The 22129-nt window shown below is 70.3% G+C and carries 19 protein-coding genes; 4 read left to right on the top strand and 15 right to left on the bottom strand.

Going from position 1 to position 22129, the window contains the following annotated elements:
- Positions 1 to 91: 91 nt before the first annotated feature.
- The 7 genes from ruvX to AB0K05_RS33125 form a co-directional block, all read right to left on the bottom strand.
- On the bottom strand, positions 92 to 562 hold the full coding sequence (ruvX, locus tag AB0K05_RS33155) for a Holliday junction resolvase RuvX (RefSeq protein WP_364234443.1): 471 nt from the start codon (positions 560 to 562) through the stop codon (positions 92 to 94).
- Between the two features lies 1 nt (position 563).
- Positions 564 to 3236, bottom strand: a complete 2673-nt coding sequence (gene alaS / locus AB0K05_RS33150) for an alanine--tRNA ligase (RefSeq protein ID WP_364234441.1) — start codon at positions 3234 to 3236, stop codon at positions 564 to 566.
- A gap of 17 nt (positions 3237 to 3253) precedes the next feature.
- On the bottom strand, positions 3254 to 3484 hold the full coding sequence (locus AB0K05_RS33145) for a hypothetical protein (RefSeq protein ID WP_148031203.1): 231 nt from the start codon (positions 3482 to 3484) through the stop codon (positions 3254 to 3256).
- Positions 3481 to 3855 (bottom strand): DUF948 domain-containing protein, encoded by a 375-nt coding sequence (locus tag AB0K05_RS33140; RefSeq protein ID WP_219543314.1) that lies wholly within the window; start codon positions 3853 to 3855, stop codon positions 3481 to 3483. The genes AB0K05_RS33145 and AB0K05_RS33140 overlap by 4 nt, the downstream gene beginning before the upstream one ends.
- Positions 3856 to 4308: 453 nt before the next feature.
- Positions 4309 to 5508, bottom strand: a complete 1200-nt coding sequence (locus AB0K05_RS33135; RefSeq protein WP_364234437.1) for a hypothetical protein — start codon at positions 5506 to 5508, stop codon at positions 4309 to 4311.
- 200 nt (positions 5509 to 5708) lie between these two features.
- Positions 5709 to 6953 carry a replication-associated recombination protein A gene (locus AB0K05_RS33130; protein WP_246639258.1) on the bottom strand — a complete coding sequence of 415 codons (1245 nt, stop codon included), beginning with the start codon at positions 6951 to 6953 and terminating at the stop codon, positions 5709 to 5711.
- A gap of 70 nt (positions 6954 to 7023) precedes the next feature.
- Complete coding sequence (locus AB0K05_RS33125; protein ID WP_219543316.1) at positions 7024 to 7485, bottom strand: DUF2231 domain-containing protein; 462 nt, start codon at positions 7483 to 7485, stop codon at positions 7024 to 7026.
- Between the two features lie 166 nt (positions 7486 to 7651).
- On the opposite strand from AB0K05_RS33125, the gene AB0K05_RS33120 reads away from it, so the two are divergent.
- Positions 7652 to 8542 carry a peptidylprolyl isomerase gene (locus tag AB0K05_RS33120; RefSeq protein WP_148031199.1) on the top strand — a complete coding sequence of 297 codons (891 nt, stop codon included), beginning with the start codon at positions 7652 to 7654 and terminating at the stop codon, positions 8540 to 8542.
- Positions 8543 to 8597: 55 nt separating this feature from the next.
- On the opposite strand, the gene aspS is transcribed toward AB0K05_RS33120, so the two are convergent.
- From aspS to AB0K05_RS33105, 3 genes are read right to left on the bottom strand one after another with little or no spacing between them, the layout of a single operon-like run.
- On the bottom strand, positions 8598 to 10334 hold the full coding sequence (gene aspS / locus AB0K05_RS33115) for an aspartate--tRNA ligase (RefSeq protein ID WP_148031198.1): 1737 nt from the start codon (positions 10332 to 10334) through the stop codon (positions 8598 to 8600).
- The gene (gene hisS / locus AB0K05_RS33110; RefSeq protein ID WP_219543318.1) at positions 10331 to 11590 is read right to left on the bottom strand and encodes a histidine--tRNA ligase; all 1260 of its coding nucleotides are present in this window, start codon (positions 11588 to 11590) and stop codon (positions 10331 to 10333) included. The genes aspS and hisS overlap by 4 nt, the downstream gene beginning before the upstream one ends.
- A complete protein-coding gene (locus AB0K05_RS33105) occupies positions 11590 to 12273 on the bottom strand; it encodes an MBL fold metallo-hydrolase (protein ID WP_148031196.1) in 684 nt (227 codons plus the stop codon). Before AB0K05_RS33105 ends, hisS begins: the two co-directional genes overlap by 1 nt.
- A gap of 139 nt (positions 12274 to 12412) precedes the next feature.
- On the opposite strand from AB0K05_RS33105, the gene AB0K05_RS33100 reads away from it, so the two are divergent.
- From AB0K05_RS33100 to AB0K05_RS33090, 3 genes are all read left to right on the top strand, one after another.
- Positions 12413 to 13279, top strand: a complete 867-nt coding sequence (locus AB0K05_RS33100; RefSeq protein ID WP_148031195.1) for a peptidylprolyl isomerase — start codon at positions 12413 to 12415, stop codon at positions 13277 to 13279.
- Positions 13280 to 13340: 61 nt separating this feature from the next.
- Positions 13341 to 14570: a DUF349 domain-containing protein gene (locus AB0K05_RS33095; protein WP_148031194.1), complete on the top strand. Its 1230-nt coding sequence runs from the start codon at positions 13341 to 13343 to the stop codon at positions 14568 to 14570.
- 93 nt (positions 14571 to 14663) lie between these two features.
- Complete coding sequence (locus AB0K05_RS33090; RefSeq protein ID WP_261808502.1) at positions 14664 to 15755, top strand: cupin domain-containing protein; 1092 nt, start codon at positions 14664 to 14666, stop codon at positions 15753 to 15755.
- A 10-nt stretch (positions 15756 to 15765) separates the two neighbouring features.
- Here the strand turns inward: AB0K05_RS33090 and AB0K05_RS33085 are convergent, their stop codons facing one another.
- The 5 genes from AB0K05_RS33085 to yajC all read right to left on the bottom strand — a co-directional run bounded on the left by AB0K05_RS33085 (position 15766) and on the right by yajC (position 21965).
- Positions 15766 to 17958 (bottom strand): bifunctional (p)ppGpp synthetase/guanosine-3',5'-bis(diphosphate) 3'-pyrophosphohydrolase, encoded by a 2193-nt coding sequence (locus AB0K05_RS33085; RefSeq protein WP_148031193.1) that lies wholly within the window; start codon positions 17956 to 17958, stop codon positions 15766 to 15768.
- Positions 17959 to 18146: 188 nt separating this feature from the next.
- Positions 18147 to 18665: an adenine phosphoribosyltransferase gene (locus AB0K05_RS33080; RefSeq protein WP_148031192.1), complete on the bottom strand. Its 519-nt coding sequence runs from the start codon at positions 18663 to 18665 to the stop codon at positions 18147 to 18149.
- A gap of 142 nt (positions 18666 to 18807) precedes the next feature.
- The gene (secF, locus tag AB0K05_RS33075) at positions 18808 to 19794 is read right to left on the bottom strand and encodes a protein translocase subunit SecF (protein ID WP_148031191.1); all 987 of its coding nucleotides are present in this window, start codon (positions 19792 to 19794) and stop codon (positions 18808 to 18810) included.
- 1 nt (position 19795) lies between these two features.
- Positions 19796 to 21586, bottom strand: a complete 1791-nt coding sequence (gene secD, locus AB0K05_RS33070) for a protein translocase subunit SecD (RefSeq protein ID WP_261808501.1) — start codon at positions 21584 to 21586, stop codon at positions 19796 to 19798.
- A 34-nt stretch (positions 21587 to 21620) separates the two neighbouring features.
- The gene (gene yajC / locus AB0K05_RS33065) at positions 21621 to 21965 is read right to left on the bottom strand and encodes a preprotein translocase subunit YajC (protein ID WP_246639244.1); all 345 of its coding nucleotides are present in this window, start codon (positions 21963 to 21965) and stop codon (positions 21621 to 21623) included.
- Positions 21966 to 22129 lie beyond the last annotated feature (164 nt).

Genomic DNA, 22129 nt, shown 5'->3' with positions numbered 1-22129 from the left:
GGAACCGGCGCGCGGGAAGCCGTCCGGGCAGGCCGGAGCGCGAAGGCGCGCGGATGGGTGGGTGAGATGTGCGGGGGTGGCCGGCGGCCCGTCATGAGGCGGGGTCGCCGGGCGGGGTGACGGGGTGGCCCGGCGGCCTGTCGGTGGCGCGTTCGGAGTCGAGGGCGTCCTGCAGCAGCACCACCGCCGCCGCCTGGTCGATGACTCCGCGCTGCTTCTTGGCCCGCACGCCGCTGGCGCGCAGCCCGTGCTGCGCGGCGACCGTGGTGAGCCGCTCGTCGAAGAGCCGGACCGGCGTCGGGGCCAGCCGGGCCGCGAGCAGGCCCGCGAACTCGCGGGCGAGCGCCGCGGCGGCGCCCTGGCGCCCCGAGAGCGACGTGGGCAGCCCCACCACCACTTCGATCGCCTCGTGCTCGGCGGCGATCGCGGCGATGCGGTCGAGGTCGCCCTTGCCGCGCTTGACGGTCTCCACCGGCGTGGCGAGCATCCCCAATGGGTCGCTGCGCGCCACGCCGATGCGAACCGACCCGACGTCGACGCCGAGCCGTGTGCCGAACCTCATGTCAGCCGAGCTGCTCCGTGATGGCCTGTTCGACGAGCCGCAGCGCGTCGCCGATCGCCTCGGGACGGCTGCCGCCGCCCTGTGCGACGTCGTCCTTGCCGCCACCGCCACCTCCAAGCGCCTTGGCGGCGACGCCGACCAGTCGTCCGGCCTTGAGCCCGCGCTCGCGTCCCGCCTCGTTGACCGCGGCGACCACCACGGGCCGGTCGGAGGGGACGCCGGCGACAACGATCACCGCCGGCCGGTCGGACGGGAACCTGCCGCGTACGTCCAGCGCGAGCTTACGCAGATCGTCGGCGTTCGTGCCATCAGGCGCGCGGTGTGTCACGACGGACACTCCGTGCAGGTCGGTGGCCTTGCCCGCGAGTTCGCCGGCCACCTGCAGCACCTGGGCGGAGCGGACCTTCTCCAGCTCCTTCTCCGCCGCGCGGAGCCGGGTGACGATGCCCTCGACGCGCTCGGGCAGCTCCTCGCGGCGCGCCTTGAGCTGCTCGGTGAGCTGCGAGACCAGCACGCTCTCCCGCGCCAGGTAGCGGAAGGCGTCGATGCCGACCAGCGCCTCGACGCGGCGCACGCCCGCGCCCACCGACTGCTCGGCCAGCACCTTGACCAGGCCGAGCTGGCCGGAGCTGTGGACGTGGGTGCCGCCGCAGAGCTCGCGGGAGTAGTCGCCGATCTCGACCACGCGGACCTCGTCGCCGTACTTCTCGCCGAACATCGCCAGCGCGCCCATCGCCCTGGCCTCGGCCTGCGAGGTGTAGAAGGCGTTGACCTTGAGGTCGTTGACGAGGACGGCGTTGACCTCGTCCTCGACGTCGCGCAGCACGCTCTGCGGGACCGCGCCCGCGGCGGTGAAGTCGAAGCGGAAGCGGCCGGGCGAGTTCTCGGAGCCCGCCTGGGCCGCCGTCTCGCCGAGCGCGTTCTTGAAGCCGCGGTGGACCATGTGGGTGGCGCTGTGGCTGCGCGAGATCGCCCGCCGCCGCTCCAGGTCGATCTCGGCGTGCGCCTCGTCGCCGGTCTTGAGCTCGCCGCTGCGGATCCTGCCGCGGTGGACGACGAGGCCCCCGATCGGCGACTGCACGTCGAGGATCTCGACCTCGGCGCCGCCGGTGCGGATGACGCCCTGGTCGGCGAGCTGGCCGCCGCCCTCGGCGTAGAACGGGGTGCGGCCGAGCACGACCTCGACCTCGGTGCCCGCGCCCGCCGCCGGCACCGGCGCGCCGTCGACGAGGATGCCGACGATCGTGGTGTCGGCCGCGGTCTCGTCGTAGCCGAGGAACTCGACCTTGCCCGCCTCCTCCAGGAGCCGGCCGAAGATGGAGACGTCGGCGTTGCCGATCTTCTTCGCCGCCGCGTCGGCCTTGGCGCGCTCGCGCTGCTCCTTCATCAGGCGGCGGAAGCCCTCTTCGTCGACCTTGAGCCCCTGCTCGGCCGCCATCTCAAGGGTGAGGTCGATCGGGAAGCCGTAGGTGTCGTGGAGCTGGAAGGCCTGCTCGCCGGAAAGCGTGGCCGCCTTCTTGCGCTTGGTCTCCTCGACGGCCACGTCGAAGATCGCGGTGCCGGTGCGGAGCGTGCCGAGGAACGACGCCTCCTCGGCGTCGATGACCGCGTGGATCTGCGGCGCGTCGGTCTTGAGCTCGTCGTACTGCTCCCCCATGACGTTGATCGCCACGTCGGTCAGGGTGTGCATGAGCCGCCGGTCGCCGGAGCCGAGCAGGCGCAGGTTGCGCACGGTGCGGCGGAGCAGGCGGCGCAGGACGTAGCCGCGGCCCTCGTTGCCGGGCATGACGCCGTCGGCCACCAGCATGGTGCCGGCGCGCACGTGGTCGGCGATGACCCGCAGGCTCACGTCGGTGCGCGGGTCACGGCCGTAGGCGGTGCCGGTCAGCTCCGCCGCCTTGTCGAGGATCTTGTAGGTGGTGTCGATCTCGTAGATGTTGTCGACGCCCTGCAGGATCGCCGCCATGCGCTCCAGGCCCATGCCGGTGTCGATGTTCTTGCTGGGCAGCTCGCCGGCCACGTCGAAGTCGACCTTGGAGCGGACCTCGCTGAGCTGGTACTGCATGAACACGAGGTTCCACACCTCGAGGTAGCGGTCCTCGTCGGCGACGGGGCCGCCCTCGCGCCCGTACTCGGGGCCGCGGTCGTAGTAGATCTCCGAGCAGGGGCCGCCGGGGCCGGGCACGCCCATGTGCCAGTAGTTGTCGGCCAGGCCGCGCCGCTGGATGCGGTCGGCGGGCAGGCCGACCGTCTTGTGCCAGATCTCGAACGCCTCGTCGTCGTCCTGGTAGACCGTCGCCCACAGCCGGTCCTCGGGGAAGCCGAAGCCGCCCTCGGACTCGGGCTTGGTGAGCAGCTCCCAGGCGTACGGGATCACCTCGGCCTTGAAGTAGTCGCCGATGGAGAAGTTGCCGAGCATCTGGAAGAACGTGGCGTGGCGGGTCGTCCTGCCGACCTCGTCGATGTCGGGGGTGCGCACGCATTTCTGCGCGGTGGCCAGCCGAGACGCCGGAGGCTTGCGCTGCCCCAGGAAGTACGGCTTGAAGGGCACCATACCGGCGGGAACCAGGAGGAGCGTCGGGTCCTCAGCGATCAGGCTGGCCGAGGGCACTACTTTGTGCCCACGCTCCTCGAAGAAGCGCAGGAAGCGGCGGGCGATCTCTGCCGACTCCATGGCGGCCGTCCTTTGCGTTAGTCGTTGTGTTCAGGGTTGTCGAGGCCGAAACGGGCCCGCAACTCGATTTCGCGGCCGGCGGCCTCGCCGAGCGCGTCAGAAGTAAAGTCTCTCACCTGTTCGAGCATGCCCGCGGCACCGTGGGCGGTCCTGCGGGCGACGTGGTTGGGGTGGAGCGCCTGCAGCTTGCGCATCACCCACAGGGAGAGGAACGCGCCGAGCGACAGGTAGAACAGCCGCCTGATCATCGCCGACGCCCCGTCCTGCGCGGCTTGCGGGCCTCGATGGCCCGGCGCACGCCGTAGCTGAGGGACGACACCTTGATCAGCGGACCGGTGAAGACGGTCTGGGTGACGGCGCTGAGCCGGGCGGCGTGGCCGGTCACCTGCTTGACGTCCCTGGCTATGGACTCGACGGCGACGAGCTGCCGGTTCGTCTCGTTGACCGTGAGGCTCATGTCGTCGAGCAGCGGCGTCAGGCGGGCGTTCAGCTCGGAGACCGCCTTGGTCGTCTCGGTGAGCAGCCTGGCGAGCTTGAGGAGCGCCATCGTGAGAACGCAGACCAGGACCACCCATCCCGTGGCCGCGATCAGCCCGGCGACCTCTCCAGCGGTAAGCATCCGCGCATCTCCCTCGTACGCTGGGCCGGAACGTCAAGACCCTATCGTGTCCGGCGGACGAGGTCGGCGATGACCGAGTCCTTGATCACGTGCCGTGCCAGGCCCGTTCCGGTCCTGACCTCGGCCATCCCGTCCCGCCGGCCCTCCTCTGGTACGGGAAATGGGCCTCCTCGCCGTGCGGGTGTGGCGGCTGGGGTCCCGTCCAAGTTCCCTGAGGGAATTCCGTTCGGATCCGTACGAGTGCGCATGCCTTCGCAACGCGGCCCCGTATGAGTGCGGATGCCTTCGAGACGCTGCCCGGTACGCGGGCTGCCCCCTCCCAGAGCAGGACACCATCGTCGCCCGGCCAGACTTCCGGCTGAAGATCGCGGACGAGGACGCGCCCTTGGCGGCCGAGGCCGGTGCAGGAACCCGTGGCGGCCTTCGCGGGTGGTATCGCGCCGGGAGGGACCGCTACGGGACGCGGGCGTACGCGCGGGCCGGGGTGGCACCCGACGCGGCGTGAGGCGGGACAGCGGTGAAGCAGGCGCCCGTGGGCGGCAGCGCTTCCAGGCCGGTGAGGGACTCGGCGACGGGTATGCCTGCCTCCAGGAGGAGGCTCCGCGATGCGCCGAGCGTGCGCGCATCGGTGGCGACCAGAGCGACAGCCTGTGAGACGAGCCAGCGAGCGGCTGCCTCGCTCAGACACTCGCCGGCCTGGGTCTGCAGGAGGACCGCGTGACCGCGGACGACGAAGGGCGCCAGAGCACCGACGCCGATCGTCTCCCAGTCCGCCCCAGAGGCACGCACCACCACCGCGGGAAGCTCGACCGTACGTGCAAGAACGTCAATAGCCTCCTCGCGGGTCACTGACGGCCCATCGCCACCAACCACCGTCTCCGGGCCGATTCCGGCAGCCTCCCCCTCAGCAGCAGAAGCCTCCCCTCGGCCCGTGTCCGACCCCGCCGAGGGCTCCGCAGGAGTTGCAGCGCGCTCGACACTACCCGAGCCCTCCCCGCCGACTACGGCAGATCCAAACCCACCAGCTCCGGTCTCCCTGCAGGCCGCGGCGAGCCCGGCCACACCCGCCGCGGCCTCTCCTCGGCCTGCGACCGGCCCGAGCATGCCGACCGCGACCTCCTCACGGACCGCAGCGTGCTCGACACCAGCCGAACGCTCCCCGCAGACTGCGGCAAGCCCGACCACACCCGCCGCAGCCTCCCCTCGGCCTGTGGCCGGCCCAAGCGGGCCGACCGCAGCCTCCCCACGGACTGCGACGCGCTCGACATCAGTCGAACCCTCCCCGCAGGCTGCGGCAGGACCGACTACGCCGGCTGCGGTACCCGTGAGCGCCGCTGGAGCGGCTACGCCGGCAGGGAGTTCCAGGCGGGTGGCGGGGGTGTCGAGAGGGAGGATGCGGCCGTGGAAGGCCGCGGGGGCGGTGCGGTCGCTCGGGCCGCCTCGGGTGCCTTTGTGCGGTTCGGGGAAGACGCGCACGTTGGAGAGCTCGACCGCGTCGGTCATCAACAGCCCGAGTGAGGCCACGAACAGGGCGGCGATCTCGTCCTCGGTGACGCCGGGCGAGGGCACGTCGACGCGGAAGTCGTGGACGGTCAGATCGCCGCCGTTGCCGAAGGTGATGGACGCGTCGAAGGCTGCGCGGTGGTCGGTCATTACCGGGCGTCCCTGAGATCGGGAATGTTGTGGTCGGTCATGCCCCCGGCATCCCCGAGTTCATGGAGGTCGTGGTCGGTCGTTCCCGAGCATCCCTGGGAACTTCGTGGTCGGTCATGTTTCGGGAACCCACGAGCTCATGGATGGGGTGCCACGGCGACCCCCATGCCCGTGAACGGCATGGCCCAGAGGCGGCGGGATCATGGGGATCCGCGCAGGAAGTCGCGGATGCGCGCCCAGCGTTCGGCGACCGGCGCCTCGGCGCCGTGGCGGGTGGGCTCGTAGTAGCGCCGGTCGCGGATCTGCTCGGGCGCGTAGTCCTGGCGGACGAGGCCGTGCTCGAAGTCGTGGGGGTACTTGTATGCCTCGCCGTGGCCGAGCTTGGCCGCGCCGGGGTAGTGGGCGTCGCGCAGGTGGCCGGGCACCTGGCCGATGAGGCCGCGCCGGACGTCGCCGACGGCGGCGCCGATGGCCTTCACCACGGCGTTGGACTTGGGGGCCAGCGCGCAGTGGATGACCGCGTGGGCGAGGTTGATCTGGCCTTCGGGCAGGCCGATGAGCTGCACCGCCTGGGCGGCGGCGACCGCGGTCTGCAGGCAGGCGGGGTCGGCCATGCCGACGTCCTCGGAGGCGAAGATGACGATGCGGCGGGCGATGAAGCGCGGGTCCTCCCCCGCCTCGATCATGCGGGCCAGGTAGTGGAGCGCGGCGTCGGCGTCGGAGCCGCGCATCGACTTGATGAACGCGCTGATGACGTCGTAGTGCTGGTCGCCCTGCCGGTCGTAGCGGACGGCCGCCTTGTCGACGGCCTTCTCCACCACCTCGATCGTGATGTCGTCGGACAGCAGGGCCGCCGCTTCGAGGTAGGTCAGCGATCTGCGGGCGTCGCCGCCGGCGAGGCGGACGAGCTGGTCGAGGGCCTCGGGGGCGAGCGTGGCGCGTCCGCCGAGCCCGCGCTCGTCGGACACCGCCCTTTCCAGCACCGCGCGGACGTCGTCGTCGCCGAGCGATTCGAGGGTGAGCAGCAGCGAGCGCGACAGCAGCGGTGAGATGACGGAGAAGAACGGGTTCTCGGTGGTGGCGCCGATGAAGGTGACCCAGCGGTTCTCGACGGCGGGCAGCAGGGCGTCCTGCTGGGCCTTGTTGAAGCGGTGCACCTCGTCGACGAAGAGCACGGTCTGGCGGCCGCTCATGCCGAGCTCGCGGCGGGCGGCGTCGATGGCGGCGCGGACGTCCTTGACGCCGGCGGAGACGGCGGAGATCTCCACGAAGCGGCGCTTGGTGACGTTGGACACGACGTAGGCGAGGGTGGTCTTGCCGGTGCCCGGCGGCCCCCACAGGAACAGCGACATCGGCGCCTCGCTCTCGACCAGCCGGCGCAGCGGCGTGCCGGGGCCGAGCAGGTGGCGCTGGCCGATCACCTCGTCGAGGCTGCGGGGACGCATGCGCACGGCCAGGGGCTGAGGTGTGGCCTCCTCGGCCGCCGAATCGAACAAGCTCTCCACATCCGCGAGGTTACAGCTCCCACACGGCTCTCGCGCCCGAGTCCCCCGCCAGGAAGACGTAGTACGCCGTCACCGCGGCCAGCACCACGGTCAGGGCGGACAGCACCGCCGTGCCGGGCCTGCCGAACCGGTCGCCGCGGGAGGCGTAGACCAGGACGAGCGACACCGAACCGAGACCCGCGGCCGACAGCAGCAGGGGGACGGCGTGCGCCTCGTGGGCGCTGATCCGCTGGCCGAGCTCGCCCCCGGCGGTGGCGAAGCGGGCGGCCTTGAGGCTCTGCCCGCTCTGCCAGGCGGCGAAGACAGCCACGGGGGCGGCGATCGAGAGCAGCGTCACCGCCCACGCCGTCGCGGCCCGCCAGCGGGGCACGAGGGCGTAGGCTACGGCGACCGCCACGAGCATGGGCGTCAGCACCACCGCGAAGTGCACCACGAGGGGGTGCGCGGGCAGGCCGAGAACCTGATCGAACATCCGGGGCTCCTTAGTTTCGTTTTCAACTACGAATCCCGGATCGATATGGTTCCACCCTTCCGGCCACACAGGTGGCTTCTGGTCACTTACGTCCAGCACATATCTAGGGCCGGTAGCATTCCCCAAGTTGTTTGGTCATGTGTAGGCAAAGATGGAGGACATACCGGTGAGCGGCGACGACGACGACCGCCAGAGCGAATTGGCGCGTCAGCACAAGGAGCGGCAGCGGCAACGCGCCGCCGAGCAGTCGTCCAAGGCGAGGCGCAACACCTTCATCGGCGCGGGCGTGGCCGTCGCTGTGGTGGCCGGTGGCATCTTCGCCGTGACGACCCTGGTCAACAACAACGCGCCAGGCACGCCGGCGGCGGCCGAGTCCTCGGCGTCCGCCAGTCCCACGGAGGAGCCCATCACGGCGCTCCCGACGCCGACCAAGACCGGCCCGGTGACCTGCCAATACAAGCGGGACACCTCGGACGTGCCGATGAAGTACGTGGGCATGCCGGGCAAGAAGCCGAACCTGAAGCTGTCGAAGATGACGGTCACGACCAACCACGGTGACATCGTCATCGAGGTCGACCCGCAGCTCACGCCCTGCTCGGTGAACTCGATGGCGTTCCTGGCCAAGAAGGGCTTCTACGACAACACCAAGTGTCACCGGCTGGTGACGCCCGAGGTGTCGGGGCTCTACCTGCTGCAGTGCGGCGACCCGAAGGCCAAGGCCGACGGCGAGAACCCGACCGACGGCCAGGGCACGGCGGGCTACACGTTCCTCGACGAGGCCGCGGGCGCGATCCCGTACGGCAGGGGCGTGGTGTTCCTGACGCAGCCGGCCGACGCGGCGGGCCAGAACAGCAGCCAGTTCGCCATCTCGCTGTCGGACGAGAACACCCAGATCGACCCGGTGTACTCGGTGCTCGGCATGGTGACCTCCGGCCTGGAGATCATCGACAAGGTGGCCAAGGACGGCGTGATCGTCAACGACGACGACATCACCGGCGACGGCGGCTCCACGGCGCCCAAGACGCCGATCATCATCAAGAAGGTCAAGCTCTCCTAAGAAGAGCCGCGAAAGATACGGCAGGCGCCGCGGTGGGCGCCTGCCGTTTCGCATGTCAGGCGTCGGCCTTGGGCCGGGCGTCGACGCCCGCCTCCTTGCGCTGCCCGGCCGTGATGGGCGTGGGCGCGCCGGTGAGCGGGTCGAAGCCGGAGGCCGTCTTCGGGAACGCGATCACGTCGCGGATCGACTCGCCGTCCGACAGCAGCATGCAGATGCGGTCCCAGCCGTAGGCGATGCCGCCGTGCGGCGGCGGGCCGTACTTGAACGCCTCCAGCAGGAAGCCGAACTTGCTCTCCGCCTCCTCCTTGGAGATGCCGAGCACGTCGAAGACGCGCTGCTGCATCTCGGCGCGGTGGATGCGGATCGAGCCGCCGCCGATCTCCATGCCGTTGCAGACCATGTCGTAGGCGTAGGCGAGCGCCTCGCCCGGATGGTCCTGGAAGTTGTCGGACCACTCCGGCTTGGGACCGGTGAACGGGTGGTGCACGGCGGTCCAGCCGCCCTCGCCGTCCTCCTCGAACATGGGCGCGTCCACGACCCACAGGAACGACCAGAGCGACTCGTCGATGAGCCCGCAGCGGCGGCCGATCTCCAGGCGGGCGGCGCCGAGCAGGTCGCGGGCGGCGCCGCGGGCGCCCGCGGCGAAGAACACCGCGTCGCCGGGCGCGGCGCCGACCTTGCCCGCCAGGCCGGAGATCTCCTGCTCGGACAGGTTCTTGGCGACCGGGCCGCCGAGCGTGCCGTCTTCCTGGACGAGCACGTAGGCCAGGCCCTTGGCCCCGCGGCTGCGCGCCCACTCCTGCCAGCCGTCGAGCTCCTTGCGGGTCTGGGAGGCGCCGCCCGGCATGACGACCGCGCCGACGTACTCGGCCTGGAAGACGCGGAAGGAGGTGCCGGAGAAGTAGTCGGTCATGTCGACGAGCTCCTGGCCGAAGCGCAGGTCGGGCTTGTCGGAGCCGTAGCGGGCCATCGCGTCGGCGTAGGTCATGCGGGGCAGCGGCAGGGGGATCTCGTAGCCGAGGATCTCGCGCCACAGCCGGCCGATCAGCTTCTCGCCGACCGCGATGACGTCCTCCTGGTCGACGAAGGACATCTCGATGTCGATCTGGGTGAACTCCGGCTGCCGGTCGGCGCGCAGGTCCTCGTCGCGGTAGCACTTGGCGAGCTGGTAGTAGCGCTCCAGGCCGGCCACCTGCAGCAGCTGCTTGAACAGCTGCGGCGACTGCGGCAGGGCGTACCAGCTGCCCGGCTGGAGCCGGACCGGCACCAGGAAGTCGCGGGCGCCCTCGGGGGTGGAGCGGGTCAGCGTCGGCGTCTCGACGTAGACGAAGCCGAGCTCGTTCATCACCTCGTTGGCGAGGTAGGTCGCCTTGGAGCGCACCCGCATCGCCTCGGCCACCTGCGGGCGGCGGATGTCGAGGTAGCGGTACTTCAGCCGGGCCTCCTCGGAGACGCCCGTGCCGCCCTCGATGGGGAACGGCAGCGGCGCGGACTCACTGAGCACCTCGACCGCGTCGGCCACCACCTCGACCTCGCCGGTGGGCAGGTCGGGGTTCTCGTTGCCCTCGGGGCGCACGCGGACCTGGCCGACCACCTTCACGCAGTATTCGGCGCGCAGGTCGTGGGCGTGGTCCTCCTCCCGGAAGACCACCTGCGCCGAGCCGGAGGCGTCGCGCAGATCGATGAAGACCACCCCGCCGTGGTCACGGCGGCGGGCCACCCATCCGGCGAGCGTCACCTGCTGCCCGGCGTGCTCCTTGCGGAGCGACCCGGCCGTATGCGTGCGGATCACTGCACTTTCCCCTTCAAGACTTCCACGACCCGGGCCAGCGGCACCTCGGTCTGCTCAGCGGTGGTCAGGTCTTTCACTTGCACGGCTTGCGCCGCCAGGTCACGCTCGCCCAAGATCAGCGCGTAACGGGCCCCCGAGCGGTCGGCGCCCTTCATCGCTCCCTTGAGCCCCTTGCCGCCGAAGGCCATGTCGGCGCTGACGCCGGCCTCGCGCAGCTCGGCCACGAGCAGGAACATCCGGCGGCGGGCGTCGTCGCCCAGCGCGACACCGTACACCTGGACGCCGCCGGGCGCGGCATCGCCGAGCAGCCCCTCGGACTCCATGGCCAGGACCGTGCGGTCGACGCCGAGCGCCCAGCCGACGCTGGGCAGCGGCGGACCGCCGAGCATCTCGCTGAGCCCGTCGTAGCGGCCGCCGCCGCCGATCGCCGACTGCGAGCCGAGCCCGCCGTGGACGAACTCGAACGTGGTGCGGGTGTAGTAGTCGAGCCCGCGCACCAGCCTCGGGTCGTCCTCGTACGCGACGCCGGAGGCCTTCAGCAGGGCGCGGACCTCCTCGTGGTAGGCCTTGCAGGCGGCGCACAGGTGGTCGACGACCAGCGGCGCGCCGCCGAGCTGGGCCTGCACCTCGGGGCGCTTGTCGTCGAGCACCCGCAGCGGGTTGATCTCGATCCGGGCCCGCGTCTCCTCGTCCAGGTCGAGCCCGCGCAGGAACTCCTGCAGCGCGGCGCGGTAGGCGGGGCGGCAGGTCTTGTCGCCGAGCGAGTTGAGCAGCAGCGTGAACTGACGCAGGCCCAGCGAGGCGAAGGCGCGGGCGGCGAGCACGATCAGCTCGGCGTCGAGCGCCGGGTCCTCGGCGCCCAGCGCCTCCGCGCCGACCTGCCAGAAGTGGCGGTAGCGGCCCTTCTGGGCGCGCTCGTAGCGGAACTGGCTGCCCGAGTACCACAGCTTCACCGGCAGCTGGCCGTTGTGCAGGCCGTGCTGGAGCACGGCGCGGACCACCGACGCCGTGCCCTCCGGGCGCAACGTCAGCGAACGGCCCTTCTTGTCGGGGAAGGTGTACATCTCCTTGGAGACGATGTCGGTGGACTCGCCCACTCCCCTGGCGAACAGCTGGGTGTCTTCGAAGACCGGCGTCTCGACGTAGCCGTATCCCGCGCGCCTGGCCGGGGCGACGAGCGCCTCGCGGACGGCGAGCACCTGCTCGGAGCGGGGAGGCAGCCAGTCGAAGGTGCCTTTGGGTGCTTGGAAGGTCATCAGATTCCTCTTGTGGGACCGGCGTGCGGCGCGGCCTCCTTGAGATAAGGATTGGTGGCGCGCTCGCGGCCGATCGTGGTCTGTGGTCCGTGGCCCGGCAGGACGACCGTATCGTCAGGCAGCGGCAGGCACTTGGCGGCGAGGCTGCGCAGGATCGTCGGATAGTCGCCGCCCGGCAGGTCGGTGCGGCCGATGGAGCCGGCGAACAGCAGGTCACCGGAGAACATCACGCCGCGGCCCGCGTCTCCCCTGAAGCTCACCGACCCCCTGGTATGGCCGGGCGTGTGGTCGACGACCAGCTCCATGCCCGCGAGTTCCAGCGTGGCGCCGTCGGACAGCTCGCGCACGTCGTCGGGCTCGCTGAGGGTGAGGTCGCCGAAGAGGGAGGAGCTCGTGGAAGACCAGCCCGCCGCCGGGTCGCTCAGCAGGTGGCGGTCGTCGGGGTGGATCCAGGCCGGCACGCCGCGCGCGCCGCACACCGGGGCGACCGACCAGACGTGGTCGAGGTGGCCGTGGGTGAGCAGGACCGCGACCGGCTTGAGACGATGCTCACGCAGCAGTTCGTCGACCCCCTCGACAGCGTCCTGACCGGGGTCTATGATCACGCACTCCTCGCCTTCCGCGGGCGCGATGACGTAACAATTGGTCTGGAAGGCCCCTGCGGGGAAGCCGGCGATGAGCATCTGCCTCAGCTGATCTCGTCAAAAAAGCCAATGGGAATGTAACCGAAGGGTACCGGTGCGGGTCGCCGGGCTGCGAATCATCGGCCTTTGGCCGATACGATTCGCCCACCTCAGTTGATTGACTACGGGAGGCAAAGCGGTGGCCACGGGCAAGGACCGGCAGAAGCAGCTGGCACGCGAGCACTACGAGCGCCAACAGCAGCGCCGGCTCGAGCGCGAGCAGCGCAACAAGCGCATGGCGATCATCGGCTCCACCGTGGGCGTCGTCGTCGTGGTCGGCGGCATCGTGGCCTCGGTCGCCCTGCTGGGCGGCGGCGACGAGCCCACAGAGGCGGCCGCCGAGCCGTCGGCGCAGGCGAGCACGTCCGCCCCGGCGGTCGCTCAGCCGAAGCCCTACGACGAGAAGACCGGCACCTGCGGCTATGTCGCCGACACCGGCGGCGGTCAGGTCAAGGACGTCGGCATGCCGCCGGAGAAGGTGGACCTGAAGCCGGCCAAGAAGACGATGACGATGAAGACCGGTCTCGGCGACATCGTGGTCGAGCTCGACAACGCCAAGGCGCCGTGCACCGTCAACTCGCTGCAGTTCCTGGCGGAGAAGGACTATTACGACGGCAGCAAGTGCCACCGGCTGGGCAACGAGCAGTTCCCGATGCTGCAGTGCGGCGACCCGACGGCCAAGGCCGACGGCAAGAGCCAGACCGACGGCTCGGGCGGCCCCGGCTACGTGCTGGTGGAGGAGAACACCAAGGACGCCAAGTACAAGCGGGGCGTGATGGCGATGGCCAAGACGCAGGCCCCGGGCAGCACGGGCAGCCAGTTCTTCCTGGTGTACGGCGATATCCAGCTCGACCCGCTTTACACACCGGTGGGTACGATCACGAAGGGGCTCGACATCCTGGACAAGGTGAACAAGGCGGGTGTCCTGGCAGGTACGGCTGACGGCACCGGAGCGCCGAAGGAAACCGTGGAAATCAAAGACGTGACAATCGCTGGCAAGAGCTGACGTAATACAAACTAGGGACGAACAGTCCCGAAGGGTCTGATGGAAAGTGCGGGAGGACACGGTGAGCACCGACCCGTGGGGCCGGGTAGACGACGACGGCACCGTCTACGTGCGAACGGCTGAGGGAGAGCGGGCCGTCGGGTCCTGGCAGGCCGGCGAACCCGAAGAGGCGCTGGCCTACTTCCATCGCAAGTACGACGAGCTGGCGGGCCAGGTCCAGCTGCTGGAGCAGCGGGTGCGGGGCACCGACCTGGCGCCCGCGCAGGCCGAGGCGAGCATCGTCAAGCTGCGCGAGGCCGTGGCCGACGCGCACGCCGTCGGTGACCTCGGCGCGCTGACGGCCCGGCTCGACGGGCTGACCGCGCTGGTCGCGCAGCGCCGCGAGGAGCTGAAGGCGGCGCGCGAGGTCGCCCGCGCCGAGGCCAGGGCCGTCAAGGAGCGGATCGTCGCCGAGGCCGAGCGCATCGCCGAGGAGACCACCCACTGGAAGTCCGGCGGTGAGCGGCTGCGTCAGCTCGTCGAGGAGTGGAAGGCCGCCGACCGGATCGACAGGGTGACGGAGGCGCAGCTGTGGAAGCGCCTGTCGACCGCCCGCACCGCCTTCGCCAAGCGGCGCAAGGCCTACTTCGCCACCCTCGACGAGCAGCGCGAGGGTGTGCGTGCCACCAAGGAGGCCATCGTCGCCGAGGCCGAGGCGATCGCCGACTCCACCGACTGGGGGCAGACCGCGGCCGTCTACCGGGATCTGATGCAGCGCTGGAAGAGCGCCGGCCGGGCCTCCAGGGAGGTCGAGGACGAGCTGTGGGGTCGCTTCAAGGCCGCCCAGGACCAGTTCTTCCAGGCCCGCTCGGCGGTGTTCGCCGAGCGTGACGCCTCGCTCGCCGCCAACGCGCAGGTGAAGGAGGAGCTGCTGATCGAGGCCGAGAAGCTGCTCCCGGTCACCGACGTGCGCACCGCCAGGGGCCAGCTCCGCCACATCCTGGAGCGCTGGGAGGCGGCCGGCCCGGTCCCCCGCGAGCACCGCGACCGCTTGGAAGGCGGGCTGCGCAAGGTCGACGAGGCCGTGCGCAAGGCCGAGGACGCCGAGTGGAAGCGCTCCAACCCCGAGGCCCGCGCCCGCGCTCAGAGCACCGTCGACCAGCTGCGCACCTCCATCGAGCAGTTGGAGAAGCGCCTGGCCAAGGCGCAGGCGGCCGGACGGGCCAAGGACGTCAAGGAGGCGGAGGAGGCCATCACGGCCCGCCGCGCCTGGCTGGAGGAGGCCGAGCGCACGCTCGCCGAGTTCAGCTGACCGAGCCCGGCTCGCGGTCCCTGCCCAGCGGAGGCGGGGCCGGCGAGCCGGAGGTCTCGATCATGGTGTGCCCGGTTGGCTATCGTGGCCGCCATGGATCCTGTGAGCGAGGCCCGTGCCCTGGTCGACGAGCTGTTCCCGGAGGCGCTGTACGCCCTGCTCGGCGGCAGCGTGGCGGCCGGGCGCCGGACCCCCACCTCCGACCTCGACATCCTGGTCGTCGTCGACGGGCTCGCGGCACCGTACCGGGAGTCCCTGCGCCGGCACGACTGGCCGGTCGAGCTGCTCGTGCACAGCCAGACCAGCTTCGGGGCCTGGCTGGAGCGTGACTTCGGCAACCGGCAGCCCGTGCTGGCCCGCCTCTGCGCCGAGGGGATCGTGCTGGCCGACCGGAGTGGCGGGCGGCTGGAGGCGCTCAGGGAGGAGCTGAGAGGGCGGCTGGAGCGCGGCCCCGGGGCTCCGCACGACGCCGCGCTCGGCAGGGCCCGCTACGTGCTGTCCGATCTGCTGGACGATCTGGCCGGGGTGACCGACCCGGGCGAGCGGGCGTTCATCGAGTGGAACGTGGTCGAGGAGGCCGCGCGGCTGGCGCTGTCGCTGGGCGGGCGCTGGCAGGGCGGCGGCAAGTGGCTGCTGCGTGAGCTGCGCGCGCACGATCCCGAGCTGGCCCAGGCGCTGCTGAAGGCACGGGAGACGCCCGGCGAGCTGGCGGCGGTGGCCGGAGGGGTGCTGGAGCGGGCCGGTGGACGCCTGTGGGAGGGATACCGGGCCGACGGCGACGTCTTCCACCGTCCGCTGCGGCACCTCACTCCTGAGGACCTGTCCGGGGCGACGGCGCAGAGCGCGGGGATGCGCCGGCTGGCGGCGGTCAGCGACGCCACCACCGGCTCACGGCGGCTCTGGATGGGCCAGACGCACGTGGCGCCCGCGACCCGCTCGGCCGACCACCATCACGGCGAGTCGGAGACCGCCATCTACGTGGTGAGCGGCAGGCCGGTGTTCGTGTTCCTGGAGGACGGCGGGGAGCGGCGGATCGAGACCGGGCCGGGCGACTACGTGTTCGTGCCGCCGTTCGTCCCGCACCGCGAGGAGAACCCGGACCCGGAGCAGGAGGCGGTGGTGGTCATCGCCCGCAGCACCCAGGAGGCGATCGTGGTCGACCTGCCGGACCTGCGGATGCGGTGACGGCGGCCCCTCAGCCGCCCGCGCCGCTGACGCGGTAGACGTCGTAGACGCCCTGGATGCCGCGCACGGCCTTCAGGACGTGGCCCAGGTGCTTGGGGTCGCCCATCTCGAAGGTGAACTTGCTGACGGCCACCCGGTCGCGCGAGGTGGTCACGGAGGCGCTCAGGATGTTGACGTGCTGGTCGGAAAGCGTACGGGTGACGTCGGACAGCAGCCTGGGCCGGTCGAGCGCCTCCACCTGGATGGCCACCAGGAACACGCTGTCGTCGCCGGGCGACCAGCTGACCTCCACCAGCCGGTCGGGCTGCGACCTGAGCTGCTGGATGTTGGTGCAGTCGGAGCGGTGGACCGAGACGCCGTGGCCGCGGGTGACGAAGCCGACGATCTCGTCGCCGGGCACGGGGGTGCAGCACTTCGACAACCGCACCCACACGTCGGCGTCGCCCGCCACCACCACGCCCGCGCCGCCTCCACCCCTGGGGCGGCCGCGCAGCCGGGTCGGCAGCGAGGTCTCGGCGATGTCCTCCTCGGCGCTCTCCACGCCGCCGATGGACGCCACCAGCTTCTGCACGACCGTCTGGGCGGCCGTGTGGCCCTCTCCGACGGCCGCGTACAGCGCCGACACGTCGGGGTAGCGCAGGTCACGGGCGAGCGCCAGCAGCGCCTCGCCGGACATCAGGCGCTGCAGCGGCAGGCCCTGCTTGCGCATCGCCCGGCCGATGGCCTCCTTGCCCGCCTCGATCGCGGTCTCGCGGCGCTCCTTGGAGAACCACTGCCGGATCTTGTTACGGGCGCGGCCCGACTTGACGAACTTCAGCCAGTCGCGCGAGGGCCCGGCGTCGGGCGACTTGGAGGTGAAGATCTCGACCGTGTCGCCGTTGCCCAGCCGCGACTCCAGGGGCACCAGCCGGCCGTTGACCCGGGCGCCGATGCAGCGGTGGCCCACCTCGGTGTGGACCGCGTAGGCGAAGTCGACGGGGGTGCCGCCCTCGGGCAGGGCGATGACCTGGCCCTTCGGGGTGAAGACGTAGACCTCCGACACCGACAGGTCGAACCGGAGCGACTCCAGGAACTCGCCCGGGTCGGCCGTCTCCTTCTGCCAGTCGAGGAGCTGGCGCAGCCAGGCCATGTCGCTGCCGGGCTTGACCTTGCCGACGGGGCCGGGCCCGCCGACCTCCTCCTTGTACTTCCAGTGCGCGGCCACGCCGTACTCGGCCCTGTGGTGCATGGCGTGGGTGCGGATCTGCAGCTCCACCGGCTTGCCCTCGGGACCGATCACCGTGGTGTGCAGCGATTGGTACATGTTGAACTTGGGCATCGCGATGTAGTCCTTGAACCGGCCGGGGACCGGGTTCCAGCGCGCGTGGATCGTTCCGAGCGCCGCATAGCAGTCGCGTACGGAGTCGACCAGGACTCGGATGCCCACCAGGTCGTAGATGTCGTCGAAGGCGACGTCGCGGGCGATCATCTTCTGGTAGACCGAGTAGTAGTGCTTCGGCCTGCCCTTGACCACGGCCCGGATGCGGGCCTCGCGCAGGTCGCCGGAGACCTTCTCGATGACCTCCTGCAGGAACAGGTCGCGCCGCGGCGCCCGCTCCGACACCATGCGCGCGATCTCGTCGTAGCGCTTGGGATAGAGCATGGCGAAGGCGAGATCTTCTAGCTCCCACTTGATCGTGTTCATGCCCAGGCGGTGGGCCAGCGGGGCGAAGATCTCCAGGGTCTCGCGGGACTTCTGGTGGCGCTTGTGCTCCGGCAGGTAGCGCATCGTGCGCATGTTGTGGAGCCGGTCGGCCAGCTTGATGATCAGCACCCGGATGTCGCGGGACATGGCCACGACCATCTTGCGCACGGTCTCGGCCTGGGCCGCGTCGCCGAACTTGACCTTGTCGAGCTTGGTGACGCCGTCGACCAGCGAGGCGATCGTGTCGCCGAAGTCACCGCGCAGCTCGTCGAGGCCGTAGGCGGTGTCTTCGACGGTGTCGTGCAGCAGGGCCGCGCAGAGCGTCTCGTCGTCGGTGCCGAGCTCGGCCAGGATCGTCGCCACCGCCAGCGGGTGGGTGATGTACGGGTCGCCGCTCTTGCGCTTCTGGTCGCGGTGGTGGTGAGCCGCCACCTCGTAGGCGCGCTCGATGACACGCAGGTCGGCCTTGGGGTGGGTGGCCCGGACAGTGCGGAAGAGCGGCTCCAGCACCGGATTCATGGCCCCACCCCCAAACCGCCGACGGCGCGCCGCGGGTGCGGCCGGCGCGGCATCGGCTTGCGCGGCGGCACCACTCGCGTCCGTTACGTCGGGCACGACCACATCACGGGGCACTCAGACTCCTTACGTTCGAGTCCAGATCCCCAGTGTATCCAGGCGACGCACCCGGACCGCCTCGGGTCCTCTCCTCAGACGATCAGCAGGGAGCGGGTCTCCACTCCCGTGAGGCGCTCGCGCCCCTTCAGGAAGGCGAGCTCCATCAGCACGGAGACGCCCACCACCTCGGCTCCCGTCCTGCGCACGAGCTCCACCGCCGCCGCCGCCGTGCCGCCCGTGGCCAGCACGTCGTCGACGATGAGCACCCGGTCGCCGGGCGAGAAAGCGTCGTCGTGCACCTCGATGGTCGCCGAACCGTATTCCAGATCGTAGGACTCTTCGAGCACGGCGGCAGGCAGTTTGCCCTTCTTACGCACAGGTACGAAGCCGGCACCCTCCTGGTAGGCCACCGGCGCGGCCAGGATGAAGCCGCGCGCCTCGATGCCCACGATCTTGTCGGCCTCGAACCCGTCGGCCAGGGCGTCCACCACGGCGCAGAACACGGCGTGGTCGGCGAGCAGCGGGGTGATGTCCTTGAACACCACGCCGGGCTTGGGGTAGTCGGGCACGTCCCGGATGCGGTCCAGGATCAGCGCGGTCAGGTCGCTCATGAGGTGCTCCTCGGAGGGGTCAAGGTGGGTGGCGACGTGGAGGGGTCCGCGTCCGCCGGGCTTCATGATGGCGCATTCCCGCCCCTGACGTCCCCACGGCTGCGCCCCCGCCCGGGAGGGGACGGGGGCGCGTGCGGACAGGTCAGCCCTTGGCCGCGGCGGCGCGCCTGGCGCCCTTGCCGCCGCCGGTGGAGGCGAGCCTCCTGGCGATGGCCTGGTACTTCGGCTCCCGCTCCTTGAGCGTCACCAGCAGCGGCGTGGCCACGCAGATCGACGAGTAGGTGCCGACCACCATGCCGACGAACAGGGCCAGCGCGAGGTCCTTCAGCGTGCCGGCGCCGAGCACGGTGGTGCCGATGAACAGGATCGCCGCCACCGGCAGGATCGCGACCAGCGACGTGTTCAGCGAGCGGATCAGCGTGTGGTTGAGCGCGTCGTTGGCGGCCATCGAGTAGGTCTGCTTCGACGTGGTGCCGAGCTTGGCCGTGACCTCCTTGATCATGTCGAACACCACGACCGCGTCGTAGAGCGAGTAACCCAGGATGGTCAGGAAGCCCAGCAGCGTCGCCGGCGTGACCTCGAACCCGGACCAGGCGTAGACGCCGGCCGTGATGACGAGGTCGTGCAGCAGCGCGACGATCGCGGCGAGCGCCATCTTCGGCTCGAACGCCATCGACAGGTAGGCGATGATCGCCACCATGAACGCGACCAGGCCCCACAGCGCCTTGGTGGAGACCTCACCGCCCCACGAGGCGCCGATCGACTGCACGTTGACCTGCTCGACGGGGGTGCCGAACTCCTTGGAGATCACGTCCTGCATCCGCAGGCTCTGGCTCTCGACGAGCGTCTCGGTGGTGACGCGGTAGCGGTCGCCGGCGGTCTGCACGATCGGCTGGTGGATGCCCTGCTCGCTGAACGTCTCGCGCACCTCCTGGACGCTGACGGTCTGCGTCGGCTGGAAGGAGAAGACCGAACCGCCCTTGAACTCGACGCCCAGGTTGAGCCCGTTCCAGAGCAGGCCAGCGAAGGAGATCACCAGCAGGATGGCGGACAGGCTGTACCACAGCCGCCACTTCCCGACGAAGTCGACGTCGATCTCGCCCCGGTAGAGGCGTCGCCCCAGTCCCATCTCAGGCCTCCCGCGGGGTGGTCTTGCGGACGGATCCGCTGGTGTCGGCCACGCTCATGCGCTCGGCGTCCAGGCCGGACAGCGGATGACCCTTGGCGAAGAACTTCAGTCTGGCCAGCAGCGCGATGAAGGGCTTGGTGAACATGAACACCACGACGACGTCGATCAGCGTGGTCAGGCCCATCGCGAAGGCGAAGCCGGCGACGCCGCCCACCGACAGCAGGTAGAGCACGATCGCGGCGATGAACATGACGGCGTCGGCGATCAGGATCGTGCGCCGGGCGCGGACCCAGGCCACTTCGACGGCCGCGCGGAGAGTCCGCCTGCCCTCCTTCATCTCGTCGCGTATGCGTTCGAAGTACACGATGAACGAGTCGGCGGTGATGCCGATGGAGACCACCAGGCCGATGATGTGCGGCAGGGAGAGCCGGAAACCGGCGTTCTGCCCCAGCACGACCACCGCGGTGTAGGTCAGGATCGAGGCGACGACGAGGCTCAGCACGGCCACGATGCCGAGGCCGCGGTAGTAGAGCAGGCAGTAGACGACCACGAGGGCCAGGCCGATGACGCCGGAGATGAGGCCGCCCTGGAGCTGGTCCTGGCCGAGCGTCGAGGAGACCGTGTCGATGGAGCTGCGCTCGAACTTCAGCGGAAGCGCGCCGTACTTGAGCTGCTCGGCGAGTTCGGTGGCGGACTGCTGGTCGAACTGGCCGGTGATCTCGGCGCGGCCGCCGGGAATCGGGCTGATGATGTTGGGAGCGGTGATGACGACGCCGTCGAGGACCACCGCGACCTTGTTGCGCGGTTCCTGCGAGTTGTAGGCGGTGGAGGTGAGCTTGCTCCACTCCTGGGCGCCGGCGCTCTTGAAGTCGAGCTGGACCACCCATTCGGTGGTGCCCTGCTGGACTCCGGCTGTGGCGGTGCTGATGTCGGTGCCGACGACCTTCGCTACGTCGAGGACGTACTTGAAGCTGCCGTTGGACTCACACGCGGCGTACTGCTTGCCGGGGTCGTCCTGGACTCCCTGGCCTCGGTTCTTCGGGTCGGTGCAGTCGAGCGCGGCGTACTGCTTGAGCACGGCCGGGTCGATGCCCTTGGTGTCGATCTGCGGGTTGGGGGTCTGAGCGTTGGGATCTGGTGCGGGCTCGTCGGTCGCTGACGGCGACGGTGTCGACTTCTTGTCCCTGTTGCCCCTGTCGCCCTGAGAGGGAGTCGGGGAAGTCGACGGCGCCGGGTCGGTCAGCGCCGACGAGAGCGCCTTCCCGGTCGGAGAGACTGACGGTGACCCCGAAGGCTGCGGCCTGGCCGACTGGCTCGGCGCGACCGACGGCGTCGACGACGGGGCCGTCGACGCCGTCGGGGAGACGTCCGGACTGGGCGCCTCGGTGGCGAGCTGTTCCTGCGCGATCGGAGTCATCTCCATCGCCAGGACCTGCCGGAAGCGGAGCTCCGCAGTGGTGGCGACCAGCTTGATGGCCTCGCTCTGCCCGACGCCCGGGATGGAGATGATGATGTTGTCGCCTGACTTGGCGACCTCGGCGTCGGAGATGCCGGTGCCGTTGACCCGGTCGCGGATGATGTTGACCGCGCGGTCGAGGATCTCCTCGGGAGGAGAGGCACCGTCCTGGGTGACCGGTGACAGTGTCACCGTCGTACCGCCGGCGAGATCGAGTCCTAGTTTCGGCGTGAACGCCTTCTGCAAGAACATCGTCCCGCCCAGGGCGAGGATGAGCGCCAGGAGCAGCAGGAGCGTTCGCCCCGGCTTGCTGTGGCTGCTGGTCGGTCGGGCCACTGGTCGTCAGTTCTTTCGGATTGGGGTCATGGGTTCAGGACTTCTTGCGGGAGTCCTGGTCGTCGTTGTGCTCCGCGCTCGTGTCACCGTCGGCCGGCTCGTCGGCGATGGGCTCGTCGGCCACCGGGTCACCCGGCGTGACGATACGGCCGATGGCGGCCTTGACCCAGCGCGTCTCGATGTTGGGCGCGATCTCGAGGACGACATCTTCATTGTCCACCGCGACGACGGTGCCGAACAGGCCTGTCGTCGTCATGACACGAGTGCCCGGCGTCAACGAGTTCTGCATCTGGATCGCCTCCTGCTGGCGCTTGCGCTGCGGGCGAATCAGCAGGAAGTAGAACACCACCACCAGAAGGATCAGCGGCGCGATGCTCATGAGTTGGTCCATCAGGGGCGACCTTCCATCGTCGTACAGTGAGTTGACACCGGCTTCCCGCCGGAAATTCCGCGGTTGCGGGCGGCGCCGCTCAGCGCATCAGCCTACACAGCCAGCCAAGCCACGGAGTGTAGGCGCTTGTTGCGAAACGCGGCAACGAGGCA

The sequence above is a fragment of the Nonomuraea sp. NPDC049486 genome (assembly GCF_040676925.1).
Classification (GTDB): Bacteria; Actinomycetota; Actinomycetes; order Streptosporangiales; family Streptosporangiaceae; genus Nonomuraea; species Nonomuraea ferruginea.
This window is presented reverse-complemented; position numbering and strand designations above follow the sequence as displayed.